The following is a 19,969-nucleotide window of genomic DNA, read 5'->3' on the forward strand; positions in this document are numbered from 1 at the left end:
CAACTACCCCTTATCTAAGTGGCATTGCAGCAACTACATGTCGGCCGAGTTCGCAAAGACACTGCAGCAGCTCGGGCTGCGCAGATCCGCCGGACGCACCGGAATCCGCTTCGACAACGCGATGGCCGAATCATTCTTCGGAGTCCTGAAGAATGAACGCGTATCCCGCGTAACGTACTTGACCCGCGAGACCGCGCGGCAGGACATCACTCGCTACATCGAATTCTGGTACAATCGCAAGCGCCTCCACTCGGCAGTGGGTTACCGCCCTCCGCGCGAAGTTCATGCCGAGTACGAGCAGTTGCGAATCGCCGCGTGACATAGACCGTCAGACGACTGTCCGGAGAACGCGAGGCCCCTCAGTCCTGCCGCGCTCGGCCTACCAGAGGGGCTCTGCTCTGCGGTGGGTCTACCTGACCATTGCGTTCCTCGCCGCCGGCGTCGCCGTAGAGACGTTCCTGCCCTTGTTCGGACAACGCCTGGGCGCACTGCCGCCAGTTGCTGCCGGCTTCTTCGGAGCGGCACTATCCCTCGGCTGGTCAACAAGCCAAGTCCTCAGCTCCTCAGCACGCCGGCAGCAGACGGTCCGACGGCTCCGGGTGACCGGCCCCGCTCTCCTCACAGCCGGACTCGCCACGCTCGCCCTGATGCAGCACCGCGACGCACCACTGCTCCTGGTCATCGCATGGCTGCCCGTTCTTCTCCTCGCCGGCACGGGAATCGGCCTGGCCATGCCCCACCTGACCGTCGCCGCGATGGCCAGCACGCCCGACAAGGAGGAGGGAGAAAAAACCGCCGCGGCGATCGCAACCGTGCTCACCATGTCGACAGCGTTCGCCGCGGCGGTCGCCGGCCTCCTGGTCAACCTCGGCGGCCCTTCAACGCTCACCTCCGCGCGCTGCCTCCTGCTCGGCTTCGCAGCCGTCTCCGCCCTCGGGACACTCACCGCACTACGCGCCGACCACACCACTCAGCCGACCGCGACCACAGCGACCAGCAGAAACAGGAAGTGACACAGCTCCTGACGGAGCAGGCCGCCATGCGGCCACTACCTGACGGGATGCTCATCGGCTGATAGTGCGCGTGGCAGCAAAGCCGTCGAAATCGCGACGCGGCGCCCGCAGCCGCACAGAGCGGCTACGGGCGCGGCGAGGGGCGGTCAACTGCCGGTGCGGTTGAGGAGGCCGCCCCAGGTCCATCTCCCATCGCGCGGAATGTGGAAGCTGCCCGTCTGCAGGACGGCCGGACCGCCGGTATCACGCTGCAGAACACACTTACCCGTGTACGTACCGTCGCCGGGCGTGAGATAGCAACGCCAGTCATACGTGGCGTCGACGAGATGAAGGTTGCGGGCCACCTCCGTACCCATGGACCCACCCTCGGCACCCACGCGGAACTCCCAGTCGTAGTGGCCGTCCGACAGGTAGATCCCACGCACCACCTTGGAGGTCCCCATGTCGGAGGTGGGCCTGCTCGTCAGGCCCTGAGTGCGGTAGTTCACAGCTGCGGCCAGTATCGAGATGCCCGGCTGCGAGGCCGTCACGGCCGGGTGCGCGGCGGCTGCAGCCGATGGCGCGGCTCCGACCAAGGCCGCACCCACCAGGGCAGCGACAGCGGGATACACCCCACGGCGCCGGAGCAAGTGCGGGAATGCAGGCACCTTGAACCCGAAATCCGTCCTTCGCACAGGCCTTCTCCCCTTCCGAATCCACGTCCCGGTGCTCCACGGCACCTGGGCCGGGACGGCGCGGCAAGCGGCGCGGCCGGTACCGCCTGTCCCCACCCGAGTCCGGCCACCGCGCCAGGGTGTCACCGCCGCAACCACCAGCACATTCCACTGTGCCAACCCACCACCCGACAAGACCCCCCAAACACATCCAGCCACCAAAAAACACGACCACTCCCCCACACCGGGTGACAGCCTGCAAGAACAAAGCGCGTACAGGTCGCCGTTCGGGGCCAGCGCTGCGGCGTCGCGTTCCATGCCCCACCCGCTGGAGTACAGGGCGGTCAGGTCCAGCTGGTGGTGGTCGACGAGCCAGGACAGTATCGGCAGGGGAAGCGTGTGAGGCATGCACGCATCCTCTCTCGCCTCACTGACCTTCCGGCTCGCGCGGCAGCCGGCGCCCGCTTCACGGGGTGGGGATCCGCAACCAGGCAACGAGCACAGGGCCATGCCGGGCCAGCTGCCCATCGGTGTGGCTGGCTACCCGATGCTCTGCCCCGCTGCAGCACCGTTCCAGTTTTCTGGAACCGGCACAGCAGGACTGATCGTCATAACTAGTCTGTGATCACCCCAAGAACGGCAAATGCATGCAAGACCTGAACAACACGGAGCCGCTCCCTGCCCATCCGGCAACCCCTCCTGCGCAGTTGCGGGCCCTGAGCCTGCCACGCCACGGGAAGGCGCGGCGGTGGCTCCCCCTGGCAACGGTCATCGCCTGCACAGCCGGCTTGTGCATCGCGTTCAGCTACGGCAGCGCGGCCCTGCTCTCCGTCACGGAGCAGCCCCGCGCCATCGCGTGCGGCGAAGCACTGTCCTACATCGGCTGGGAGCTCCCCGCGCAATCCCGTGACCACCAGTGCACGAAGGAGCCCAGCACGTTCGCCAGCCACATGTACGGCAGCTTCCGTATGCCCCGCGAGGACGCCCACGCATGGCTCGTCTCCCTGCCCGGGGAGCGGAACCACATTCCCGCAGCCGGGTCCGACGGCGTGCTGGTGAGCGACGACGGCCTCGAACTCAGCATCGGCAAAGCGCGTTACCCGCAGGTCGACGCGGCAACGGTCTCCGTGCGCTACGAGGACCGGGACAGCGTCCTGGTCACTTTCGACACCCTCGACATGTGACGCTGCAGCCCAGGTACGATGGCTGATCCCCGGGGCCCCTGATGCGCCCGAGGCGGGGCGGCACAAGGGAAGTCCCGAGGCCGGCGCAATGGGGAACGTCTTCGCCAGTGGCGATACGGGAGACGAGCTGCACCTGTCCAACGGCGGGACAGCCACCTCCTCGACGTCCTGTGGCTGGCCGTCCCGGACCTCGCCCGCCAGCCATGGGACTTCCGATTCACCGTACTTCTGCCCTGCAGGACCAGAACGTCATGGGACGGGGGCCGTCGGATTCAACCTGACGGACGTCGACTGGGGCGGCACCCCGGCCGAGCGTGCGCGGACCAAGGACTTCGTGCTGCAGGTAATTCGACTTTGCGCTGGAACGGCGCCGCTGGGACGAGCTGAGCTACGAGCCGCCGTACATACCCGGCCACCTGCATCGGTACCGGGCCGTGGTCGCGGAGACCGCCTCTACGGGCAGCGGCTCGACGGCTTCGACCCCGCCATTACGGACGAAGCCCACACTACCGCTGCGCCTGATCACCGGTCAGCGCAGCAGGAAGCACCGGCTCTTCCGGATCCACGCCGCAGCGGATTCCACGCAGCGCCAGCGGCATCTTCCTGGGGCAGAGGAGGTGGGCGTAGTCACGCAGGACGCTGTAGCTGCAGCGGGCCCCACTTGCTCGGAGTTCACGGTGGAGCTGCAGCAGGTTCGTGCAGCCCTCGGCGATGCGTTGGTCCAGGTGGGGATGGTACGGGTCGAACTTGCTGGTGCGGTTTTGCCACTGCCCGTGAAGAAGCCTCTCCCGGCTGGCGGCGCGGGTCCTGACGGGCAGGCTCCAGCCCGCCTTCTACGAGGCTCGAACCGCCCGTGAGCTCACGCCGGTCCGACGGTCGTGAAGCTCGCCTGGGCTCGTCAGAGTTCATCCGGGTTCGTCAGAGAGGGAGGAAGGTGACCAGGGCCGTGCCGTCGTTGTGGTCGGTCTCGCCACCGGCCAGACAGAGCTTTCCGCCGGTCAACGAGCTGTAGACATTGTTGCCGTTGAAGTGGTGGCCCTTGAACCACGTCCCGTCGGTGACGGTGCCGGTCCACTCGGCCACGCGTGTGCCGTCCTCGCGCGGCAGCGTGGAGACGGTGCCGGTCAGGGTGCTCTTGCCGACCCGGTGTCCGTCGTGCGGGTCGGTCCAGTGATCGATCTCGGTGATCGAGGGCGTGACGGCCTGCCCGGGGTTCGCCTGCAGGCATCCGGTGACGGACTTGACGGAGCCCTTGAAAGTGCCGTGCCAGGTCCGGCCCTGGAGCAGCGGCAGCTCCGAACAGGAGTAGTCGCCCCGCCAACTGGTGGTCGTCTCACGGTTGGTGATGCCGAGGGGCGGGTCGAAGGTGTAGTGGATCCGCCCGACGCAGGTTCCGGTCACCGGGCCCGTCTGCTCCTCACCACCGGCGGAGGCGGGCGCGGGCAGGCCGAGCACCAGGAGGAGCGGGAGGATGGCGGCGGTGACCGGGAGGAAGGCGCGCTGACGCATACCGTGGTGATCCTTTCGGGACGGGACCTCGGTCGTTCGCCCTCACAGTCTTCACAGGGGTCGCGGCCTTCACTCCCGGATCAGGACGGCGTGCAGATGGACCACCCGGCGCGCGAACGTACCCGGCGCCGCTGCCCTCACCACAACCGCGCTCGCAGCCACCACCCGCGTCCTGGCCACCGTGTTCACCGACCCCGACATCGCCGCCGGCCTGCGCGAGAACCTGACCACCGTGGTCGTGCTCACCCTCGCCGCCTCACCGGCGACGCGAAGATGCTGGCGATCGGCAACCCCGCGATGGACGACCCGCGTTCCTGGTTCGAAACCCTCTGCGAGGAAGGCGAGGACCCCAAGGAGCCGACCACCGTCACCATCCCCATCGCCACCTTCGACAGCCCCGCCATCACCGGCGAACACGTCCCGTACTGCCGGGACTTCCCCGACGGCGTGCCCAAGCACTCCCTCGCCATCCACCTGCCCGACCAGGACTGGGTCGACCGCACCCTGCGCGAGTACGGCCTCGACCACCCCTACGTCATCGCCAAGGTCCACGCCAAGTTCCCCAAGGGCGGCGGCTTGGTGATCCCCCGGCCTGGGTCGAGTACGCCGAACAAGCCGACGACCCCGCCGGCCCGGGCTGGGTGCGCCTGTGCGACCTCGGCCTCGACGACGAGAGCGCGACCCACACCGTGCGGCACGGATCCTGGGTCCGCCTCGGCGTCGACGTCGCAGCCGACGGCGGCGACGAGTTCACCATCTACCGCGTGATCGGCGACGTTGTCGAACGCCGCCACCACTCCTCCGGCATGGAGAACGACAACCAGGTCAAGGTCGCCACCCGCATCCTGGAAGAGATCGAGCAGGCGCAGCGCCTGGCGGACGCGCTCGACTCCACCGCCCCCGTGCACGTGAAGGTCGACGAGAACGGCCTCGGCCACGGCGCGGTCGGCATGCTGGAGACCTGGGCCGCCTCCCGCCGCCACCACGCGCAGATCGCCAGCGTCATGGTCTCCGAGTCCCCCGGCCATGACGATCCCGGCGCCATCATACGCCCATTCAGGAAGCGGGACGAGATGTGGCTCGCCACCCGCGCCCTGCTGCAGCCCGGCCCCCAGACCGGTGTTGGCCGGCTGCGCCTGCGCGTCGACCGGGACGCCGCGATCCAGCTCACCACCCCCAAGCTCGGCTACAACTCCGGCGGCCACGTCGTCGTCGAGCCGAAGAAGGCCATGAAAGCCCGCGGCATGAAGTCCCCGGACCGGGCCGAGGCGATCCTGCTCGCCCTGTACGAGCCCGAGCCACTCATCCGCCGCGGCGGCGGCCTCATCGTCTAATAGCCGCGGCCCTCCGGCCCGGCGAGACACAGAAACAGAGTACGGATGCTCATGTGCACCGGCGCCGGGGCTTGGCACTCTGCGGTTATGACGAACATCCTTATGGGACCGAAACGCTGGCGCCCCTGGTCGCACCGGACCCCCCTGAGCGCGGACCTCGCCTTCGCAATCCTCCTGTGCCTGCTGGAGACCGCGTGGCTCGTGCTGGACTGGATGTTCGGCCTCGGCATGGAGGTGTGGGCGGCGCAAGGCGACCGAAGCCGGATCGACGCGGCCGGCCTCACGCACATCGGGCGGGTGCAGGTGCTGCTGGCCGCCGTACTGATCATCGCGCTTCTCGCGGGAATCTTCCGTGCCCGCTGGACGGTGACCGCACACCTGCTCGTGGCCCTCCTGGCTGGCGGGGTGCTGGTGGCCGCACAGCACCAGTGGGACGACAACCACAGGGTGCCCGGCTGCATCCGCTATGACGCACACTGCTGAGACAGCCGACGCAGCAGTGTGCGCTGTTGCCAGCTTCAGTTGGCCCGAGGTCCATCCCGTCGTACCAAGAGCGCATGTCCGTATTGCGGCCTCGTTCCGATAGGAAGAAGGCCGGGGCCGGGCGACTTCGGGCCGCCTGGGACCTGGGCGAAGATGATCCGGTGCTCCAGAATGTCGCGGTCTACGCTCTCGGGCAGCTGTTCCATGAGGCGGTGAGCCTACCGGCTTGGCGAGACCTGGGTTCGGGGGTCCCCGCGCCAACTACCGGCTACCAGGCCGACACGGCCAGCCGCACCGGCCCGGCCAAACGGAAGAAGCCCGCGATGAAGAGCACCTGCGCGGCCACCACGAGCGCGCCGAGGCAGCGCCGCACGGGATGATCCGCCGTCCTTGAGCCGGGATGTCCTGGTTCCCCTGGCCGGATTCTCTCCGGCGGCGGTACGGTGCTGGGCCGAGGCCTACAGCCGGGGAGGAACGGTGACCGAGCAGCCACAGCGCTCTGCCGCTCGCGCAGAGGCCGGCAGACCGAAGGTGCCCCCGAGCTACCCGCCCAAGACGCCGCCACCGCCGAAGTCACCGCCGTCGCCGTGGCCGCCCGAGCGGGATCCGGCTGCCGTCCCTCCCCCGCCGGCCGCCTACCGCAGCCGGATGACGATGGCCAACCGGCGTGGCGTCAACTGGCCCATGGAGGCGGCACGGTGGACGCCGAAGAAGGCCTCCATGCGGATCCTGGAGCAGTTGCGCGACTGGGGCTACCGCGCCGACGAGAGCGCGGTGGAGAACGTCGTCACGGTGCTCGTCGCCGAGGCCGTCACCGGCGGCGAGGGCCGGATCAGCATCCACATGGCCCCGAAGGATGCACAGGTCCTCGTCGCTGTACTCACGCACCTGCCCGGTCAGGCGTCGGCAGCGCCGGAGACGGTCCGGCAGGTCGCCGCACACCCTGTCGTGACCGAGTGCGGCACAGACACCAGCGCCGAGGGGCCGACCGTGTGGGCGCTCATCGACCTCTCCCCGCCCAAGCGCCTCTCCCCGCAGCCAGCGCAGGAACTGGCCTGAACGTCGGTGGTGCCCCAGATCATGCCGATCTTGTCGAGGGCTTCGGTGCGCTCGGGCCGCAGCCAGCCTTTGCGCCGGTGCTGGCGGGCGTTGAGGATCCACTGTCCCAGGGCGAACCCGTCTTCGGTGTGGTGGGCGGAGGGGATGTTGGGGTGGCCGTGTTCGGTGCGGAAGGCGCGTGCGTGGCCGTAGCCGGTCCACCAGGCCGAGGTGGTCTGCCACACGGTCAGTGCGGTGAGCTGGGTGAGCAGGTTGTCGCTGTGACAGTAAGGCATGTACGGCAAGTTCGAAGAGGGCTTCGAAGGGTTTGACCGTCAGGGCAAGTTGCAAGAATGTGATCCGGGTCTCGACGGAGCCTCTACGGAGAGGAACGGTGATGGTCATGACACCCACGCCCATGGTCTGCCCGGCGCTGGGGTACAGGGACGCGAAAGCGGCCATCGACCAGCTCACGACAGCCTTCGGCTTCATCAGGAGCGCGGTGCACGAGGACGAGGACGGCACGGTGGTGCATGCCGAGCTCGCCCACGGGAACGGCATGCTCCTGCTCTACACAAAGGGCCTCGGCGGCGCGTTCCGCGAAGCGTTGACGGATGCGGGCCCGGCTGGCGTGTACGTGCTTGTCGAGGACACCGACGCGCACTGCGAACGGGCCCGGCAGGCAGGCGCGGAGATTCTCATGGAGCCGACTGACCAGGACTACGGCTCGCGGCAATACACGGCTCGTGATGTCGAGGGCAACGTGTGGTCGTTCGGCACCTACAGGCCCGGAACGGCGTCAGCCTGAGAGCTCTGGCTGCTAGGGAGCTCGGCTGTCAGCGTCCTCTGCCCGAAGGCTGGCAAGTTCGGTACGTAAGACACGAGTTCGGCCCTAACCTCGTCGTGATCACGACGAGGTTAGGGCCGAACTCGTGTCTTACGTACCGAACTTGCCCGAAGAACCCTCGGATATTTTTAAGAAGCCATCCGCTTTCCGAATGTGGTCGTTGAGTTTCTGCTGGTCGGGCATGAACTCCAGTTGGCGACGGCAGAGTTCGGGTGTTCGTCTGCTCGTGTCACGTTCGTGGAGGTGACTGATGCCGTCGGTGCTCGGTCTACTGGAGGCCCGGGAGAAGAGAGTCCGCGAAGAAATCGCCCGGTTGCGGCAGGAGGCCGGACGGCTCCAGGCGGCACTCGATGCCACAGAACAGCAGCTGGAGCGGCTCGGTCAGGCCCGGGAGACCGTCGCCGAGGTGCTGGCCAAGCCGGTCGCCGGGATGGCGGGGCAGGTTCGGGTGGCCGCGGTGACGGGGTCGGTGGTGCCGTATCGCGTCGAGGGGGTCGGCGTGGAGGCACTCGTGCCGGAATATCAGCGGATCCTGTCGGCCCTGGTTGCGCCGGAGGCTGCCGGCGGGATGCGGGCGAAGCAGGTCGCGCTCACGCTGGGCGGGCCTCACCGGTCAGCACCTTGGGGACCTCGGCGGAGATGTCGACGCCGACCTCAGCCATGGCCTCGACGACGGCCCGGTTCACCGAGCCGGCAGGGGCCGATCCGGCGGACCGGACTTCGACCCGGTCGTCGCCGAGGTGAGCAAGGAAGGCGGCAGCCATCGGCGAACGTCCGGCGTTATGCACACACACGAACAGCACCGACGGCCGGGCGGAGACAGGTTCAGACACGGGCGGAGCCTTCCTCGGCGACGCCCGCAGGGGCCGAAAGGGGCTGAGAGCTGGGAAAGTACCGGCGGGCGGCGAGCGCGACATAGACCAGGCTGATCAGCACGGGCACCTCGATGAGCGGGCCGACAACCCCCGCGAGAGCCTGTCCGGAGGTCGCGCCGAACGTCGCGATGGCTACCGCGATGGCGAGTTCGAAGTTGTTGCCCGCGGCGGTGAACGCCAGCGTGGTCGCCTTGGGATAGTCCAGGCCGACGGCCTTGCCCAGGGCCATGGATCCGGCCCACATCACGGCGAAGTACACCAGCAGCGGCAGTGCGATCCGCACCACGTCGAGCGGCTGGGAAGTGATCGCGTCGCCCTGCAGGGCGAACAGCACGACGATCGTGAACAGCAGTCCGTACAGGGCGAACGGGCCGATGCGGGGGATCAGCTTCGTCTCATACCAGGCGCGGCCCTTGGCCTGCTCGCCGAGCTTGCGGGTCAGGAATCCGGCGGCGAGGGGGATGCCGAGGAAGATCAGCACGCTGCGGGCGATCTCCCACACCGACACGTCCAGCCCGGTCGTCTCCAGTCCGAGCCAGCCCGGCAGCACGGACAGATAGAACCAGCTCAGCAGGCTGAACGCGGCGACCTGGAACACGGAGTTCAGGGCGACCAGGACGGCGGCGGCTTCGCGGTCGCCGCAGGCCAGGTCGTTCCAGATGATGACCATGGCGATGCAGCGGGCCAGCCCGACGATGATCAGGCCGGTCCGGTATTCCGGCAGGTCGGGCAGGAACAGCCAGGCCAGCGCGAACATCAGCGCCGGGCCGATGACCCAGTTGATGGCCAGGGACGGGATCAGCAGGCGCTGGTCGCGGGTGACGGTGTCCAGGCGGTCATAGCGGACCTTGGCCAGGACCGGATACATCATCACGAGCAGGCCGAGCGCGATCGGCAGCGAGACTCCGGTGACGGTGACCTTCGCGAGCGCGTCCCCGAGGCCGGGGACCAGGCGGCCCAGGCCGAGGCCTGCGGCCATCGCGGTGAGGATCCACACCGCGAGAAACCGGTCCACCAGCGACAGCCGTCCGGCTACCGAGCCGGACGGAGCGGTGATCGTCTCGTTCACGACGCGGCCCCTGCGGGCTCGCCGAGGGGCTGAAGGGGCTGGACATCCGGGTTGCCTGGACGCGTCAGGATCGCGGCGAGCTTGTCCGTCTGCTGCGGCAGCAGCCGGTAATACACCCACGTTCCACGCCGTTCGGAGGCGATCAGACCGGCCTGCTTCAGCAGCTTCAGGTGATGGGAGATCGTCGGCTGGGACAGGTCAAAAGCCGGGGTCAGATCACAGACGCAGATCTCCCCGCCCTCCCGCGAGGCGATCATCGACAGCAGCCTGATCCGCACCGGGTCGCCCAGGGCCTTGAACACCTTCGCCAGCTCGACGGCCTGGTCCTGGTCCATCGGCGCACTCAGCAGCGTCGGGCAGCACGCCTCAGTGTCGTCCTGGCCGAGTACCACAAGCTCTTGTTTCGACATGCTTCTATGTTGACGTTTTTCGATCCAGGGTGCAAGGTCGCATCGAGGAACGTCAATGCAGCCCGGTCCGGGTCCCGCCAGACCCTGTCATCGAGGAGCCATCGTCATGAGCGAGCAGAACACCGACCTGCGCGAGACCGTCCGCCAGCGCTATGCCGCGGCCGCCGTCCAGGTCACCGAAGGCGGCACCGCCTGCTGCGGACCGCAGGCCATCGAGGTCGACGACAACTTCGGCTCCCCCCTCTACGCCGCCACCGACCGCGACGAACTGCCCGCCGAAGCCGTCGCCGCCTCGCTCGGCTGCGGCAACCCCACCGCCGTCGCCGACCTGCACGAAGGCGATCGAGTCCTGGACCTCGGCTCCGGCGGCGGCATCGACGTCCTGCTCTCCGCCCGCCGCGTCGGCCCCACCGGGAAGGCCTACGGCCTGGACATGACCGAGGAGATGCTCGCCCTCGCCCTCGCCAACCAGAAGAAGGCCGGGGCCACCAACGTCGAGTTCCTCAAGGGCGCCATTGAGGCAGTCCCTCTGCCTGCCGCGACGATCGACGTGGTGATCTCCAACTGCGTGATCAACCTGTCCACCGACAAGGCGGCCGTGTTCGCCGAGACCTTCCGCGTTCTGAGGCCCGGCGGCCGCGTCGGCGTCTCCGACGTCGTCGCCGACGACACCCTCACCCCCGAGCAGCGGGCCGAGCGCGGCGACTACGTCGGCTGCATCGCCGGCGCCCTCTCCTTCACCGAATACCGCCAGGGCCTCGAAGCCGCCGGGTTCACCGACATCGAGGTCATCCCCACCCACGCGGTCGCCGACGGCATGCACTCCGCCATCGTCCGCGCCACCAAGCCCATCACGGCCGACAACACAGCCGCAGAGGCGGACAACTGCTGCGGCGTCACCGCCTGCTGCACACCGGCCGAGCAGGCCACCGACCCGACTGCCACGGTCGCCGAGGCCAAGACCGCGTCCGGCTGCGGCTGCAACTGACGACGCCCCCTGCCCGGCCCGACACTCTCCAGAGGGACATCCGACGGGTCGGCAGAGCGACACAACCGCCGGCTCTGATCCGACACGATGCCTCGTCCCGAACCAGCCCAATGGGACATGACCAGCGCGGGACACAGCGACTGCGGAAACAAGGCGGGCCAGATCCCGGGGTCGTGTTCCAGCAGGCCTGCGTAGAAGGCGGCGGGGTGGTGGGCTTTGAGGTAGGCCGACTGCAGGGCGGGCACGGCGAAGGCGACGGCGTGGGCGCGGCAGAAGCCGTACGCGCCGAAGGCCTCGACGGTCTCCCAGACCTCGTCGAGGACGCGTGGGGTGTAGCCGCGGGCGCCGGCTTCGCGGCGGAACCACGCTTCGAACTGCGGGAGGCGGTCGGTGTCCAGCTCCTCGTGATGACCGCGGAGCCGGCCGGTGCCGTCGTCATGGCAGGTGAGACCCGCAAGGGAGCTTCCTGCGGGCACCGTCGGCAGACCTTGCCGCATGGCTCCTCCGGTGCTCTGTCCTGTGCCGGGTCCTCCACCTGCTCCGGCCTGTCCGGCGGCCGGGGGCCCCTGGTACGACGATTCCCGCCCCCTTGCCTCGTTGAACAGGCGGGCGGGCCGCAATGCTTGCGGACGCCGCCGCGTGGGTCATGGACGACGACGGCGAGACGGAACGGGAGTTGTGGACGGGTGTGTGCGAGCAGGCCGGGCGCGAGGACGATCTCGTCGGCGGCCCGGGAGGCGGCGTGTAACCGATCGCGTGAAGTGAAGGCCCTGTGGTTCGGGGATCTGGCCTGGGCCGCCGAGAGGCCGTGCTACGGTTTCGATGTTGCAGTTACGGTACCCATGAACCTGTGTGCGCCTGACGGGAATGTTTCTCCCCCAGGCGCATTATTTGTTTTCCGGCATCTCCGGGTGGGGCCTCTGCCTACGTAAGGAGAAGGTCATGGCACAGGGAACTGTGAAGTGGTTCAACGCCGAGAAGGGCTTCGGCTTCATCGAGCAGGACGGCGGCGGTCCCGACGTCTTCGCCCACTACTCGAACATTGCGGCCCAGGGCTTCCGCGAGCTCCAGGAAGGCCAGCGAGTCTCCTTCGATGTCACGCAGGGCCAGAAGGGCCCGCAGGCGGAGAACATCGTCCCTGCCTGATCGCCGGATGTTATCCGCTCACCGGGGTCCGCACTGTCATGGTGCGGACCCCGGTTTGTGTTTCCGCGGAGCTCCGTGCCCGCCCCCTTTCCTCATCAAGGCCGAGGTGGTCTTGGAGGCCCTCTTCCGGTTCTGCAACGGCGACGCCGCCCAATCCTGGTTCGGCTGGGCCCCCGAACTCATGGGCAAGGCGATGACGAAGTCGGAGGGCAGCCAGAGTACGGCAGGGACAGGCGACGTCCGGCTCAAGACGTTGTTTCGTGGCCGATGATCCGGCTACCCCTGTGAGGGGCCCCGGCCCGGCTCATCCCCGCCCTCCTCGGCTTCTGCACTGTCGTCGCCGTACGGGCCGAACGGGCCGGCCCCTCCCGGCTCTGCCCCGAGCAGGACGGCGCCCTTGGTGCGGTGCGGCGGCAGCGGGATCACAGAACCTCCACGGGTTTGGGGGCGCATCGTGCCGCCCGGGGAACGGAACGTTACCGCTGTACGTGGCAGTTCTGCCTTGGTGCACACATCACGATGGATCTTCCTCAGTACTGCCCGGTCTCCGCGAAACCCGTGCTCGTGTCATCGTCCGCGTCGAAGGCAGCGGCGGCCGGGTCGAATCCGGGCGGGCTGTCTTTGAGTCCCAGGCCCATGTCGGCCAGCTTCGCCTTGACCTCGTCGATCGACTTCGCACCGAAGTTGCGGATGTCCAGCAGGTCGGCCTCGGAGCGCGCCAGGAGTTCACCCACCGAGTAGACGCCCTCGCGCTTGAGGCAGTTGTAGGAGCGGACCGTGAGCTCCAGCTGCTCGATCGGCAATGCCAGGTCGGCGGCCAGGGCGGTGTCCGTCGGGGACTGGCCCATGTCGATGCCCTCGGCGTTGATGTTCAGCTCGCGGGCCAGACCGAACAGCTCGACCAGGGTCTTGCCGGCGGACGCCACGGCGTCACGCGCACGCATCGCCTGCTTGGTCTCGACGTCGACGATCAGCCTGTCGAAGTCGGTGCGCTGCTCGACACGGGTCGCCTCCACCTTGTAGGTGACCTTGAGAACCGGCGAGTAGACGGAGTCGACCGGGATCCGGCCGATCTCCTGGCCCTCATGCTTGTTCTGCGCGGCGGAGACGTAGCCGCGACCGCGCTCGACGGTCAGCTCCATCTCCAGCGTGCCCCTGCTGTTGAGCGTGGCGAGGACCAGGTCGGGGTTGTGCACCTCGACGCCGGCCGGCGGGGCGATGTCCGCGGCGGTGACCAGACCCGGGCCCTGCTGGTGCAGGTACATCACGACCGGCTCGTCGTGCTCCGAGGAGACGACCAGCTGCTTGATGCTGAGGACCAGGTCGGTGACATCCTCCTTGACGCCCGGCACGGTGGTGAACTCGTGCAGCACGCCGCCGATCCGGATGCTGGTAACAGCAGCGCCGGGGATCGACGACAGCAGGGTGCGGCGCAGGGAGTTGCCGAGGGTGTAGCCGAAGCCCGGCTCCAGCGGCTCGATCACGAACCGGGAGCGGAACTCATCGACGGCCTCTTCAGTCAGTGACGGACGCTGAGCGATCAGCACGAGGTATTGCCTCCAGTGTTTGGCGCCCGCTATATGACGCCGTGGACACCACGAAGGGTACGGGCGGTTCAGCCTCCAACGAGGCTGAACCGCCCGTACCCTTCGTGGTGTCCACGGGTCGGCCGGCACCAGGGCCTGCCGGAGCGAAGTCCAGCAATCAACCACTCCTGCCCCTGCCAGACAGCCGCCAGCACCCTTCGCAGGGCGCATACTGGGGGCAATGACAAAGCCTGTTGCACCGAAGCGCCATTTGCCCACCAGCCCCTTCAAGGCCCCGGCCACACCGGTCCCCAAGCACTTCGCCGTGGGCGACCAGGTCACACACGACGTCTACGGCCTCGGCCGGATAATCGCCATCGAGGACGGAATCGCGGCACTCGTGGACTTCGGCTCGACGCAAATGCGAATCCTGAGCCCATACACCAAAATGACCAAACTCTAGAACCGCTGAGCCCGGTCACGGCATGCCAGACCCCTTCAGGAAGGGGGCGTTCAGTACCCAGAACCGGCGCGGCCACTCAGGAGTACGTGGCCTGACGAGCCGGCCGGAACCGGTGACCCTTGCCGCCGGTTGCTCGTTGTACCGATCAAGGTCCCGGCCGGTACGGCGGGCGGGGGCCTCTGCTGGGGTGTAGCGCCCTGTGCCGCAGGGACGCGGCCTTGGCTGCCGCGACTGCACCCGTGTCGGCCCGTACCCCGCCTGGGACCTCAGGGGGCGGGCCGCACGCGGGTTCACGGCTGGTGCCGACCGCCGCCAGAGGACGACCCCGGTTCCCGCTACCCCTCGCCTACGAACCCACGGACCGACAGATCAGCCCAACCGCCGGCGGCCCGGCCCTGTTGCCTCTTGCTGCCGTATTCCGGTTGCCCTCCATTTTTGGGGCTGTTCGGCACGGGCTCGCAGTCGGGCACGGACAAGTACTGCGTCGAGCGCGGCCCGGCGACCGCGGCGTGGAGCATGATCCGTGAGCGGGTCGGATGCGGATCCGATGAAGCGGTCGGCGGGTTCGCGAGGAAGAGTGCGGGCCTGACGCTCGACGGCTGCCACAACTGCCGTATCGACCGGCGGCGGTCCGGCAGTCCGTGAGGCGGGCCGGAGGGCCGGCGGGCGGGCTATGCCGTCAGGCAGGACCTCGGCCCGCGGGGTTGCGTCCACGGAAGTGGTGTACGGGTTCCCGCCCGTTCCGGGGGTTTGATCCGGTAACGGAGTAAGGGCCCGCATAGATGGACGGCCACCGGCTGATCTTCAAGACGCCAAGTCTTCGAAGGAGATCAGCACGATGACCGCACCTGACAGTCTGCCTCTGCACGCCCTGGCCGAGGAGAACCTTGCCTCGGCGAGTCCCGACCTGCTCCGCGCGATGATCAAGGCCTTCGCGGAGTCGATGATGTCCGCCGAAGCCGACACTCTGTGCGGCGCCGGATACGGGCTGGTCAGCGACGAACGGGTCAACCACCGCAACGGCTACCGCCCTCGCGAGTGGGACACCCGTGCCGGAACGGTGGAACTGGCCATCCCCAAGCTGCGGCAGGGCAGTTACTTCCCGTCCTGGCTCCTCGAACGGCGCCGCCGGGCCGAGCAGGCCCTCGTCAGCGTGGTCGCCACCGCCTACCTGCTCGGGGTCAGTACCCGCCGGGTCGAGAAGCTCGCCGAGTCCCTCGGAGTGACCCAGCCGTCGAAGTCCCAGGTCAGTACTATGGCCAAGCACCTGGACGAGCAGGTGGCCGCGTTCCGCAACCGCCCGCTGGACGCCGGCCCCTACACCTTCGTCTGGCTGGACGCCCTGACCCAGAAGGTCCGCGAAGGGGGCCGCATCGTCAACGTCCACGCCCTGGTCGCGACCGGGGTGAACACCGACGGCTACCGCGAGATCCTGGGCATCGATGTTGCCACCGCCGAGGACCGGGCCGGGTGGCTGGCCTTCCTGCGGTCGCTCGTCGCCCGCGGCCTGGGCGGCGTCCAGCTCGTCATCTCCGACGCTCACGCGGGCCTCGTCGACGCCATCGGAGCCGCCCTGCCCGGCGCCGGCTGGCAAAGATGCCGCACCCACTGCGCGAGAAACCTGCTCTCGCAGGCACCGAAGTCAGTCCAGCCATGGGTGGCGACCTTGCTCAGGACGGTGTTCGAACAGCCCGACGCCGAAGCCGTTCACGCCCAGATGACGCACGTCCTGGACGCCCTGGAGGCCAAGTTCCCCCAAGCGGCAGCCCACTTGGATGCCGCCCGGCACGATCTGCTGGCCTTCACCGCCTACCCGCACGAGGTCTGGCGGCAGATCTGGTCGAACAACCCCCAGGAGCGGCTGAACAAGGAAATCCGACGCCGCACCGACGTCGTCGGGATCTTCCCCGACCGCACCGCCGTCATCCGCCTCGTCGGCGCCGTCCTCGCCGAGCAGAACGACGAATGGACCGAAGCCCGCCGCTACATGGGCCGCGAACTCCTCGCCAAAGCCCGCCTCCACCCGATCGAGTCGGAAACCGACGAATCCGAAGTCACCGCCCAACTCACCGCATAACCTCAGCAAGAGATCGCCGAGTGGCCGTCATTACACCACTCCAGCGGACGTGACCGGCCGCGGGACGGGGCGGCCGCGCGGGGGCAGGTGCCAGCACGCGGACCGACCGCACAACCTGGTCGCCCATGCGCTCCTCTGGTAGGCCTGGCGGTTCGTCATGTCTCTGGCGTACTGCTCCGGTTCGGCGGGGGCCAGTGGCTGCTGCTCGGGCCGGGATGGCGGCCGCGGTCCGGGCTTCTTGGGATGAGACAGGGCGATGGGCGTTGAGCGGGAGGAAAGGGCGGGGCAGCAGGTCTCCTCCGTCGGACCAGCATCTCCTGGCACCGCAGTCCCATTGACCGGGGCGCATAGAGCGGCCATTCGCGGACTCTAAGGATGAAACCCCCACTGACTGAGCGTTTCGCCCTGCCTCAGTGCCATAGGCACTGGTTTCTCCGGCTCGGCATGCTGGGGCTGAAGGGCTTCGCGAGTCAGCCGTCAGGCCATGTGGCGCCAGGGAGATGTTTCGGCCCTGGTGCTCCTGTCTGATCCCAAATCACCCCGTGCTGAAGCCGTTTACCAGCTGGACTCCGCGGCCTGGGCGCAGTACTTCGGAAAGATGACGGCACGCGGCCGCTACCCGAGCGACCTTTCCGGCGAGCAGTGGGAGCTGATCGAGCCGGTGCTGACCGCCTGGCGGGCCGAGCGCCACGAACGGGCCCTGAACATCGGCCGCCCGCCCGAGCACGACCTGCGCACCCTGATGAACGCCATCCTGTTCGTGGACCGCACCGGCATCCCCTGGCGCTACCTCCCGCACGACTTCCCGCCCTGGCCGACGACCTATCACTACTTTGCCTGCTGGCAGGAGGACGGAGTATTCGAGCAGCTCAGCAGACTCCTGCGGCGCCTGGTCCGTGAGCGCGAGGGCCGCGACACGGAACCCTCCGCGTGCGTGCTGGACTCCCAGACGGTCAAGACCTCCGCCAACGTGCCGCTGTCGGAGCAGGGCACCGACGCAGGCAAACGCATCATCGGCCGCAAGCGCCACCTGGGGACGGACACCCTCGGTCTGCTGCTGACCGTCCTGGTCACTGCCGCCAGCGTGTCCGACACCGCGGCCGGCGCCCACCTGCTCTCCCCCATCGCCGCAGCCCACCCACGAGTCCGCAAAGCGTGGGTGGATGCCGGCTACCGCACCACCGCCATCGATCACGGCGCCCGCCTGGGCATCGACGTCCATCCCGTCCAACGGCCCCCGGGAACCCGAGGATTCACCGTGATCCCACGGCACTGGACCATCGAACGCGCGATCTCATGGGTCATGCGAGCCCGCAGAAATGTCAGAGATTACGAGCGGCTCATCTCCGAGGCCGCCCCGCACTGAGCCCCACCCCGTCGAACGGCCCGATGCCGCCGCCCAGCCCAGGCCGATCCGCATCCGGTCTGTCCAGCAACAGCCGCACACCATCCGCCTCGCCCCCACCGCTCTGCGCTGACACCGCGAGCTGCAAGTCCTTGAGCGAGCACAGGATGGTCACCGGCTCGTCATATATGTCGGCATGACCGTGCATAGCATCCCAGGAGAAAAGGAGAAGGAAGATCACATTGAGGTGATACGGATCATGGAGCATTCAGGGATCTCCCGTTTCAGGAGAGCCATCACAGTCGGCGTCAGCACTCTGGGCGCGGCAGTCAGTTCTGTTCTTCCGGCAGCCGCCGGGGAACCCGATATCCCCGGGGATCTTCGTTCGTTCTACGAGCAGAAGATCAACTGGAGCCCTTGCTCATTCGACGTGGAGGTCGAGTGCGCGTCCGTTGAAGTCCCCCTGGACTACTCCCAGCCGGACGGCGAACGCATATCGGTGGCCATCAGCCGCCAGAAAGCCACCGATAGCAAGGCGCGGCGGGGTGCTCTGTTCTACAACCCGGGCGGTCCGGGAGGGGCAGGGGTCATGAGGCCGGACGGGAAGTCGGCGCCGAAGGAGCAGTTTAAGGACACTCCGCTGAATACCGCCTATGACCTCATCGGATTCGATCCCAGAGGTGTCGGGCAGTCGGCGCCTCTGCGGTGCGATGACCTGGACCTGCCCGACATTAAATCGCGGCCGTCCGATGCGGACTTCGATGACTTCGCGGCCTGGGCGAAAGAATTCGAAGCGTCCTGTGACAGGCTGGACGGGCAGCGGCGCAAGCACTTCAACACCCGGAACACAGCCCGGGACATGGATGTGATCCGTGCGGCTCTGGGCGAGTGGCGGATCAGCTATGTCGGGTACTCCTACGGCACCTGCCTCGGGGCCGTGTACGGCAGCATGTTCGCCTCCCGGCTCGACCGGAGCGTTCTCGACTCCTCGCTCCATCCCGACAAGACCGGTTATGCGTACATGACGTCGAAGGCGGAGGAATCGCGGCGCCATGTCGAGGAGTGGGCCGGCTGGGCGGCGGAGCGCGACGAGACCTTCGGGCTGGGATCATCGGCCTCCGAGGTCATGGAGACGGTGGAGGCTGTCTCGGCACGGCTCGCCGAGAAGCCCATCGACGGCTGGAACCAGACGATTTTCGACATGTTCACGGGCTTTGACGCTGCAGACATCGCCAAGCGGCAGGAGCTGGCGGAGCGTGTAGCCGCGCTGAAATCGGCCAGTGACGGTCAGCGGTCCGGCAAGGTTCCGCCCGTGCCGAAGAAAACGACGGGGCGCGACGTGATCGAAGACGCCAAATACACCATCCTGGCCGAGGGCGAGTGGCCTCAGGACATCGAAACCTACCGTGAGCAGGTCAGGGAAAACCGTGACCGTCTCTCCTATGGATTCGGCCCCATGGGCTCCCTGCCCCTGCCCCCTGCCTTCCGCTCCTTCACTCTCCCCGAAGCCCCGACCGACATCAGCCGCGACGGCTACCCCCGCGGGATCGTGGTACAGGCCAAGAGGGATACCCAGACCCCATACGAAGGCGGCGCGGCGATGGCCGAGCGGCTCGGGAACGTACTGATATCCGTCGACGACCACAATCACGGATTGTACGCATCGAGAAGCAACACATGCGTCGACGAACCAGTAACCGCATACCTGATGAGCGGAACCCTGCCGTCGAAGCCCGTCAGCTGCCCCGCACCGGAGGCCAGCTGATCGAAACCTCTGCGATGGCCCGTCAGCGCACTGACAGGCCATCCCCCATGACCATGACCTGCCCTGGACTGTGGCCACGAGAAGCACCCTCGAGGCAGACGCCACTGAGCGTCACTGATCAGGGGATTGAGCACAGCTAGTACTGCAACGACACTCCGTGATGCCCTCTGCGTTTGTAGTGGCTGATGCGGGCTCGGGCTTGGCTTCTTCTGCGCCATAGCGACCAGGCAATGACATGCTGGAC

At 67.8% G+C, this 19,969-nt stretch carries 23 protein-coding genes and 3 pseudogenes; 15 read left to right on the forward strand and 11 right to left on the reverse strand.

The window, feature by feature from the left end:
• A partial coding sequence (locus ACLHRZ_RS00005) for an integrase core domain-containing protein (protein WP_490416050.1) occupies positions 1-319 on the forward strand: 319 nt, incomplete at its 5' end.
• A complete protein-coding gene (locus tag ACLHRZ_RS00010; protein ID WP_490416051.1) occupies positions 285-1,013 on the forward strand; it encodes an MFS transporter in 729 nt (242 codons plus the stop codon). The genes ACLHRZ_RS00005 and ACLHRZ_RS00010, both read left to right, overlap by 35 nt.
• A 146-nt stretch (positions 1,014-1,159) precedes the next feature.
• Here ACLHRZ_RS00010 and ACLHRZ_RS00015 read toward each other — a convergent pair whose 3' ends face one another.
• Complete coding sequence (locus ACLHRZ_RS00015; protein WP_490416052.1) at positions 1,160-1,501, reverse strand: hypothetical protein; 342 nt, start codon at positions 1,499-1,501, stop codon at positions 1,160-1,162.
• A gap of 953 nt (positions 1,502-2,454) precedes the next feature.
• Between ACLHRZ_RS00015 and ACLHRZ_RS00020 the strand changes: the two genes are divergently transcribed.
• Positions 2,455-2,850, forward strand: coding sequence for a hypothetical protein (locus ACLHRZ_RS00020; protein ID WP_490416053.1), 396 nt, complete (start codon positions 2,455-2,457; stop codon positions 2,848-2,850).
• A 918-nt stretch (positions 2,851-3,768) separates the two neighbouring features.
• Here the strand turns inward: ACLHRZ_RS00020 and ACLHRZ_RS00025 are convergent.
• A complete protein-coding gene (locus ACLHRZ_RS00025) occupies positions 3,769-4,359 on the reverse strand; it encodes a hypothetical protein (protein WP_490416054.1) in 591 nt (196 codons plus the stop codon).
• A 69-nt stretch (positions 4,360-4,428) separates the two neighbouring features.
• Positions 4,429-4,605: a hypothetical protein gene (locus ACLHRZ_RS00030; RefSeq protein ID WP_490416055.1), complete on the reverse strand. Its 177-nt coding sequence runs from the start codon at positions 4,603-4,605 to the stop codon at positions 4,429-4,431.
• A 27-nt stretch (positions 4,606-4,632) separates the two neighbouring features.
• Here ACLHRZ_RS00030 and ACLHRZ_RS00035 point away from each other — a divergent pair, with 27 nt between their 5' ends.
• The 4 genes from ACLHRZ_RS00035 to ACLHRZ_RS00050 all read left to right on the forward strand — a co-directional run bounded on the left by ACLHRZ_RS00035 (position 4,633) and on the right by ACLHRZ_RS00050 (position 7,235).
• Positions 4,633-5,127 (forward strand): hypothetical protein, encoded by a 495-nt coding sequence (locus ACLHRZ_RS00035; protein WP_490416056.1) that lies wholly within the window; start codon positions 4,633-4,635, stop codon positions 5,125-5,127.
• A complete protein-coding gene (locus ACLHRZ_RS00040) occupies positions 5,049-5,693 on the forward strand; it encodes a hypothetical protein (protein WP_490416057.1) in 645 nt (214 codons plus the stop codon). Before ACLHRZ_RS00035 ends, ACLHRZ_RS00040 begins: the two co-directional genes overlap by 79 nt.
• A gap of 87 nt (positions 5,694-5,780) precedes the next feature.
• On the forward strand, positions 5,781-6,176 hold the full coding sequence (locus ACLHRZ_RS00045) for a DUF6234 family protein (protein WP_490416058.1): 396 nt from the start codon (positions 5,781-5,783) through the stop codon (positions 6,174-6,176).
• A 648-nt stretch (positions 6,177-6,824) separates the two neighbouring features.
• Positions 6,825-7,235 (forward strand): hypothetical protein, encoded by a 411-nt coding sequence (locus ACLHRZ_RS00050; RefSeq protein ID WP_490416456.1) that lies wholly within the window; start codon positions 6,825-6,827, stop codon positions 7,233-7,235.
• 26 nt (positions 7,236-7,261) lie between these two features.
• On the opposite strand, the pseudogene ACLHRZ_RS00055 reads toward ACLHRZ_RS00050, so the two are convergent.
• Positions 7,262-7,510, reverse strand: a pseudogene (locus tag ACLHRZ_RS00055) (helicase associated domain-containing protein); the annotation flags it as partial.
• Positions 7,511-7,617: 107 nt separating this feature from the next.
• On the opposite strand from ACLHRZ_RS00055, the gene ACLHRZ_RS00060 reads away from it, so the two are divergent.
• Positions 7,618-8,022, forward strand: a complete 405-nt coding sequence (locus ACLHRZ_RS00060; RefSeq protein ID WP_490416059.1) for a VOC family protein — start codon at positions 7,618-7,620, stop codon at positions 8,020-8,022.
• Positions 8,023-8,329: 307 nt separating this feature from the next.
• On the opposite strand, the gene ACLHRZ_RS00065 is transcribed toward ACLHRZ_RS00060, so the two are convergent.
• From ACLHRZ_RS00065 to ACLHRZ_RS00080, 4 genes and pseudogenes are all read right to left on the reverse strand, one after another.
• Positions 8,330-8,671, reverse strand: a complete 342-nt coding sequence (locus ACLHRZ_RS00065) for a hypothetical protein (RefSeq protein WP_490416060.1) — start codon at positions 8,669-8,671, stop codon at positions 8,330-8,332.
• A pseudogene (locus ACLHRZ_RS00070) lies at positions 8,664-8,894 on the reverse strand (arsenate reductase/protein-tyrosine-phosphatase family protein); the annotation flags it as partial. The pseudogene ACLHRZ_RS00070 and the gene ACLHRZ_RS00065, both read right to left, overlap by 8 nt.
• Entirely contained in the window at positions 8,887-10,005 is a 1,119-nt protein-coding gene (gene arsB, locus ACLHRZ_RS00075) for an ACR3 family arsenite efflux transporter (protein ID WP_490416061.1), read from the reverse strand. The pseudogene ACLHRZ_RS00070 and the gene arsB, both read right to left, overlap by 8 nt.
• A complete protein-coding gene (locus tag ACLHRZ_RS00080) occupies positions 10,002-10,415 on the reverse strand; it encodes an ArsR/SmtB family transcription factor (protein ID WP_490416062.1) in 414 nt (137 codons plus the stop codon). Before ACLHRZ_RS00080 ends, arsB begins: the two co-directional genes overlap by 4 nt.
• A gap of 106 nt (positions 10,416-10,521) precedes the next feature.
• Between ACLHRZ_RS00080 and arsM the strand changes: the two genes are divergently transcribed.
• Positions 10,522-11,403, forward strand: a complete 882-nt coding sequence (arsM, locus tag ACLHRZ_RS00085) for an arsenite methyltransferase (RefSeq protein ID WP_490416063.1) — start codon at positions 10,522-10,524, stop codon at positions 11,401-11,403.
• 155 nt (positions 11,404-11,558) lie between these two features.
• Here the strand turns inward: arsM and ACLHRZ_RS00090 are convergent.
• A pseudogene (locus ACLHRZ_RS00090) lies at positions 11,559-11,798 on the reverse strand (hypothetical protein); the annotation flags it as partial.
• A 224-nt stretch (positions 11,799-12,022) separates the two neighbouring features.
• Here ACLHRZ_RS00090 and ACLHRZ_RS00095 point away from each other — a divergent pair.
• Together ACLHRZ_RS00095 and ACLHRZ_RS00100 are read left to right on the forward strand one after the other, a co-directional pair.
• Positions 12,023-12,151, forward strand: coding sequence for a hypothetical protein (locus tag ACLHRZ_RS00095; protein ID WP_490416064.1), 129 nt, complete (start codon positions 12,023-12,025; stop codon positions 12,149-12,151).
• A 194-nt stretch (positions 12,152-12,345) separates the two neighbouring features.
• Entirely contained in the window at positions 12,346-12,549 is a 204-nt protein-coding gene (locus ACLHRZ_RS00100) for a cold-shock protein (RefSeq protein WP_360475640.1), read from the forward strand.
• Between the two features lie 276 nt (positions 12,550-12,825).
• On the opposite strand, the gene ACLHRZ_RS00105 is transcribed toward ACLHRZ_RS00100, so the two are convergent.
• Together ACLHRZ_RS00105 and ACLHRZ_RS00110 are read right to left on the reverse strand one after the other, a co-directional pair.
• Positions 12,826-12,975 carry a hypothetical protein gene (locus tag ACLHRZ_RS00105; protein WP_490416065.1) on the reverse strand — a complete coding sequence of 50 codons (150 nt, stop codon included), beginning with the start codon at positions 12,973-12,975 and terminating at the stop codon, positions 12,826-12,828.
• A 104-nt stretch (positions 12,976-13,079) separates the two neighbouring features.
• On the reverse strand, positions 13,080-14,096 hold the full coding sequence (locus tag ACLHRZ_RS00110) for a DNA-directed RNA polymerase subunit alpha (protein WP_490416066.1): 1,017 nt from the start codon (positions 14,094-14,096) through the stop codon (positions 13,080-13,082).
• Between the two features lie 220 nt (positions 14,097-14,316).
• Here ACLHRZ_RS00110 and ACLHRZ_RS00115 point away from each other — a divergent pair, with 220 nt between their 5' ends.
• The 4 genes from ACLHRZ_RS00115 to ACLHRZ_RS00130 all read left to right on the forward strand — a co-directional run bounded on the left by ACLHRZ_RS00115 (position 14,317) and on the right by ACLHRZ_RS00130 (position 19,725).
• Entirely contained in the window at positions 14,317-14,538 is a 222-nt protein-coding gene (locus ACLHRZ_RS00115; RefSeq protein WP_490416067.1) for a hypothetical protein, read from the forward strand.
• Positions 14,539-15,376: 838 nt separating this feature from the next.
• Complete coding sequence (locus ACLHRZ_RS00120; protein WP_490416068.1) at positions 15,377-16,615, forward strand: IS256 family transposase; 1,239 nt, start codon at positions 15,377-15,379, stop codon at positions 16,613-16,615.
• A gap of 598 nt (positions 16,616-17,213) precedes the next feature.
• Entirely contained in the window at positions 17,214-17,981 is a 768-nt protein-coding gene (locus ACLHRZ_RS00125) for an IS5 family transposase (RefSeq protein WP_490416069.1), read from the forward strand.
• 175 nt (positions 17,982-18,156) lie between these two features.
• Complete coding sequence (locus ACLHRZ_RS00130) at positions 18,157-19,725, forward strand: alpha/beta hydrolase (protein ID WP_490416070.1); 1,569 nt, start codon at positions 18,157-18,159, stop codon at positions 19,723-19,725.
• Positions 19,726-19,969 lie beyond the last annotated feature (244 nt).

This window comes from Streptomyces sp. AM25, assembly GCF_058146165.1.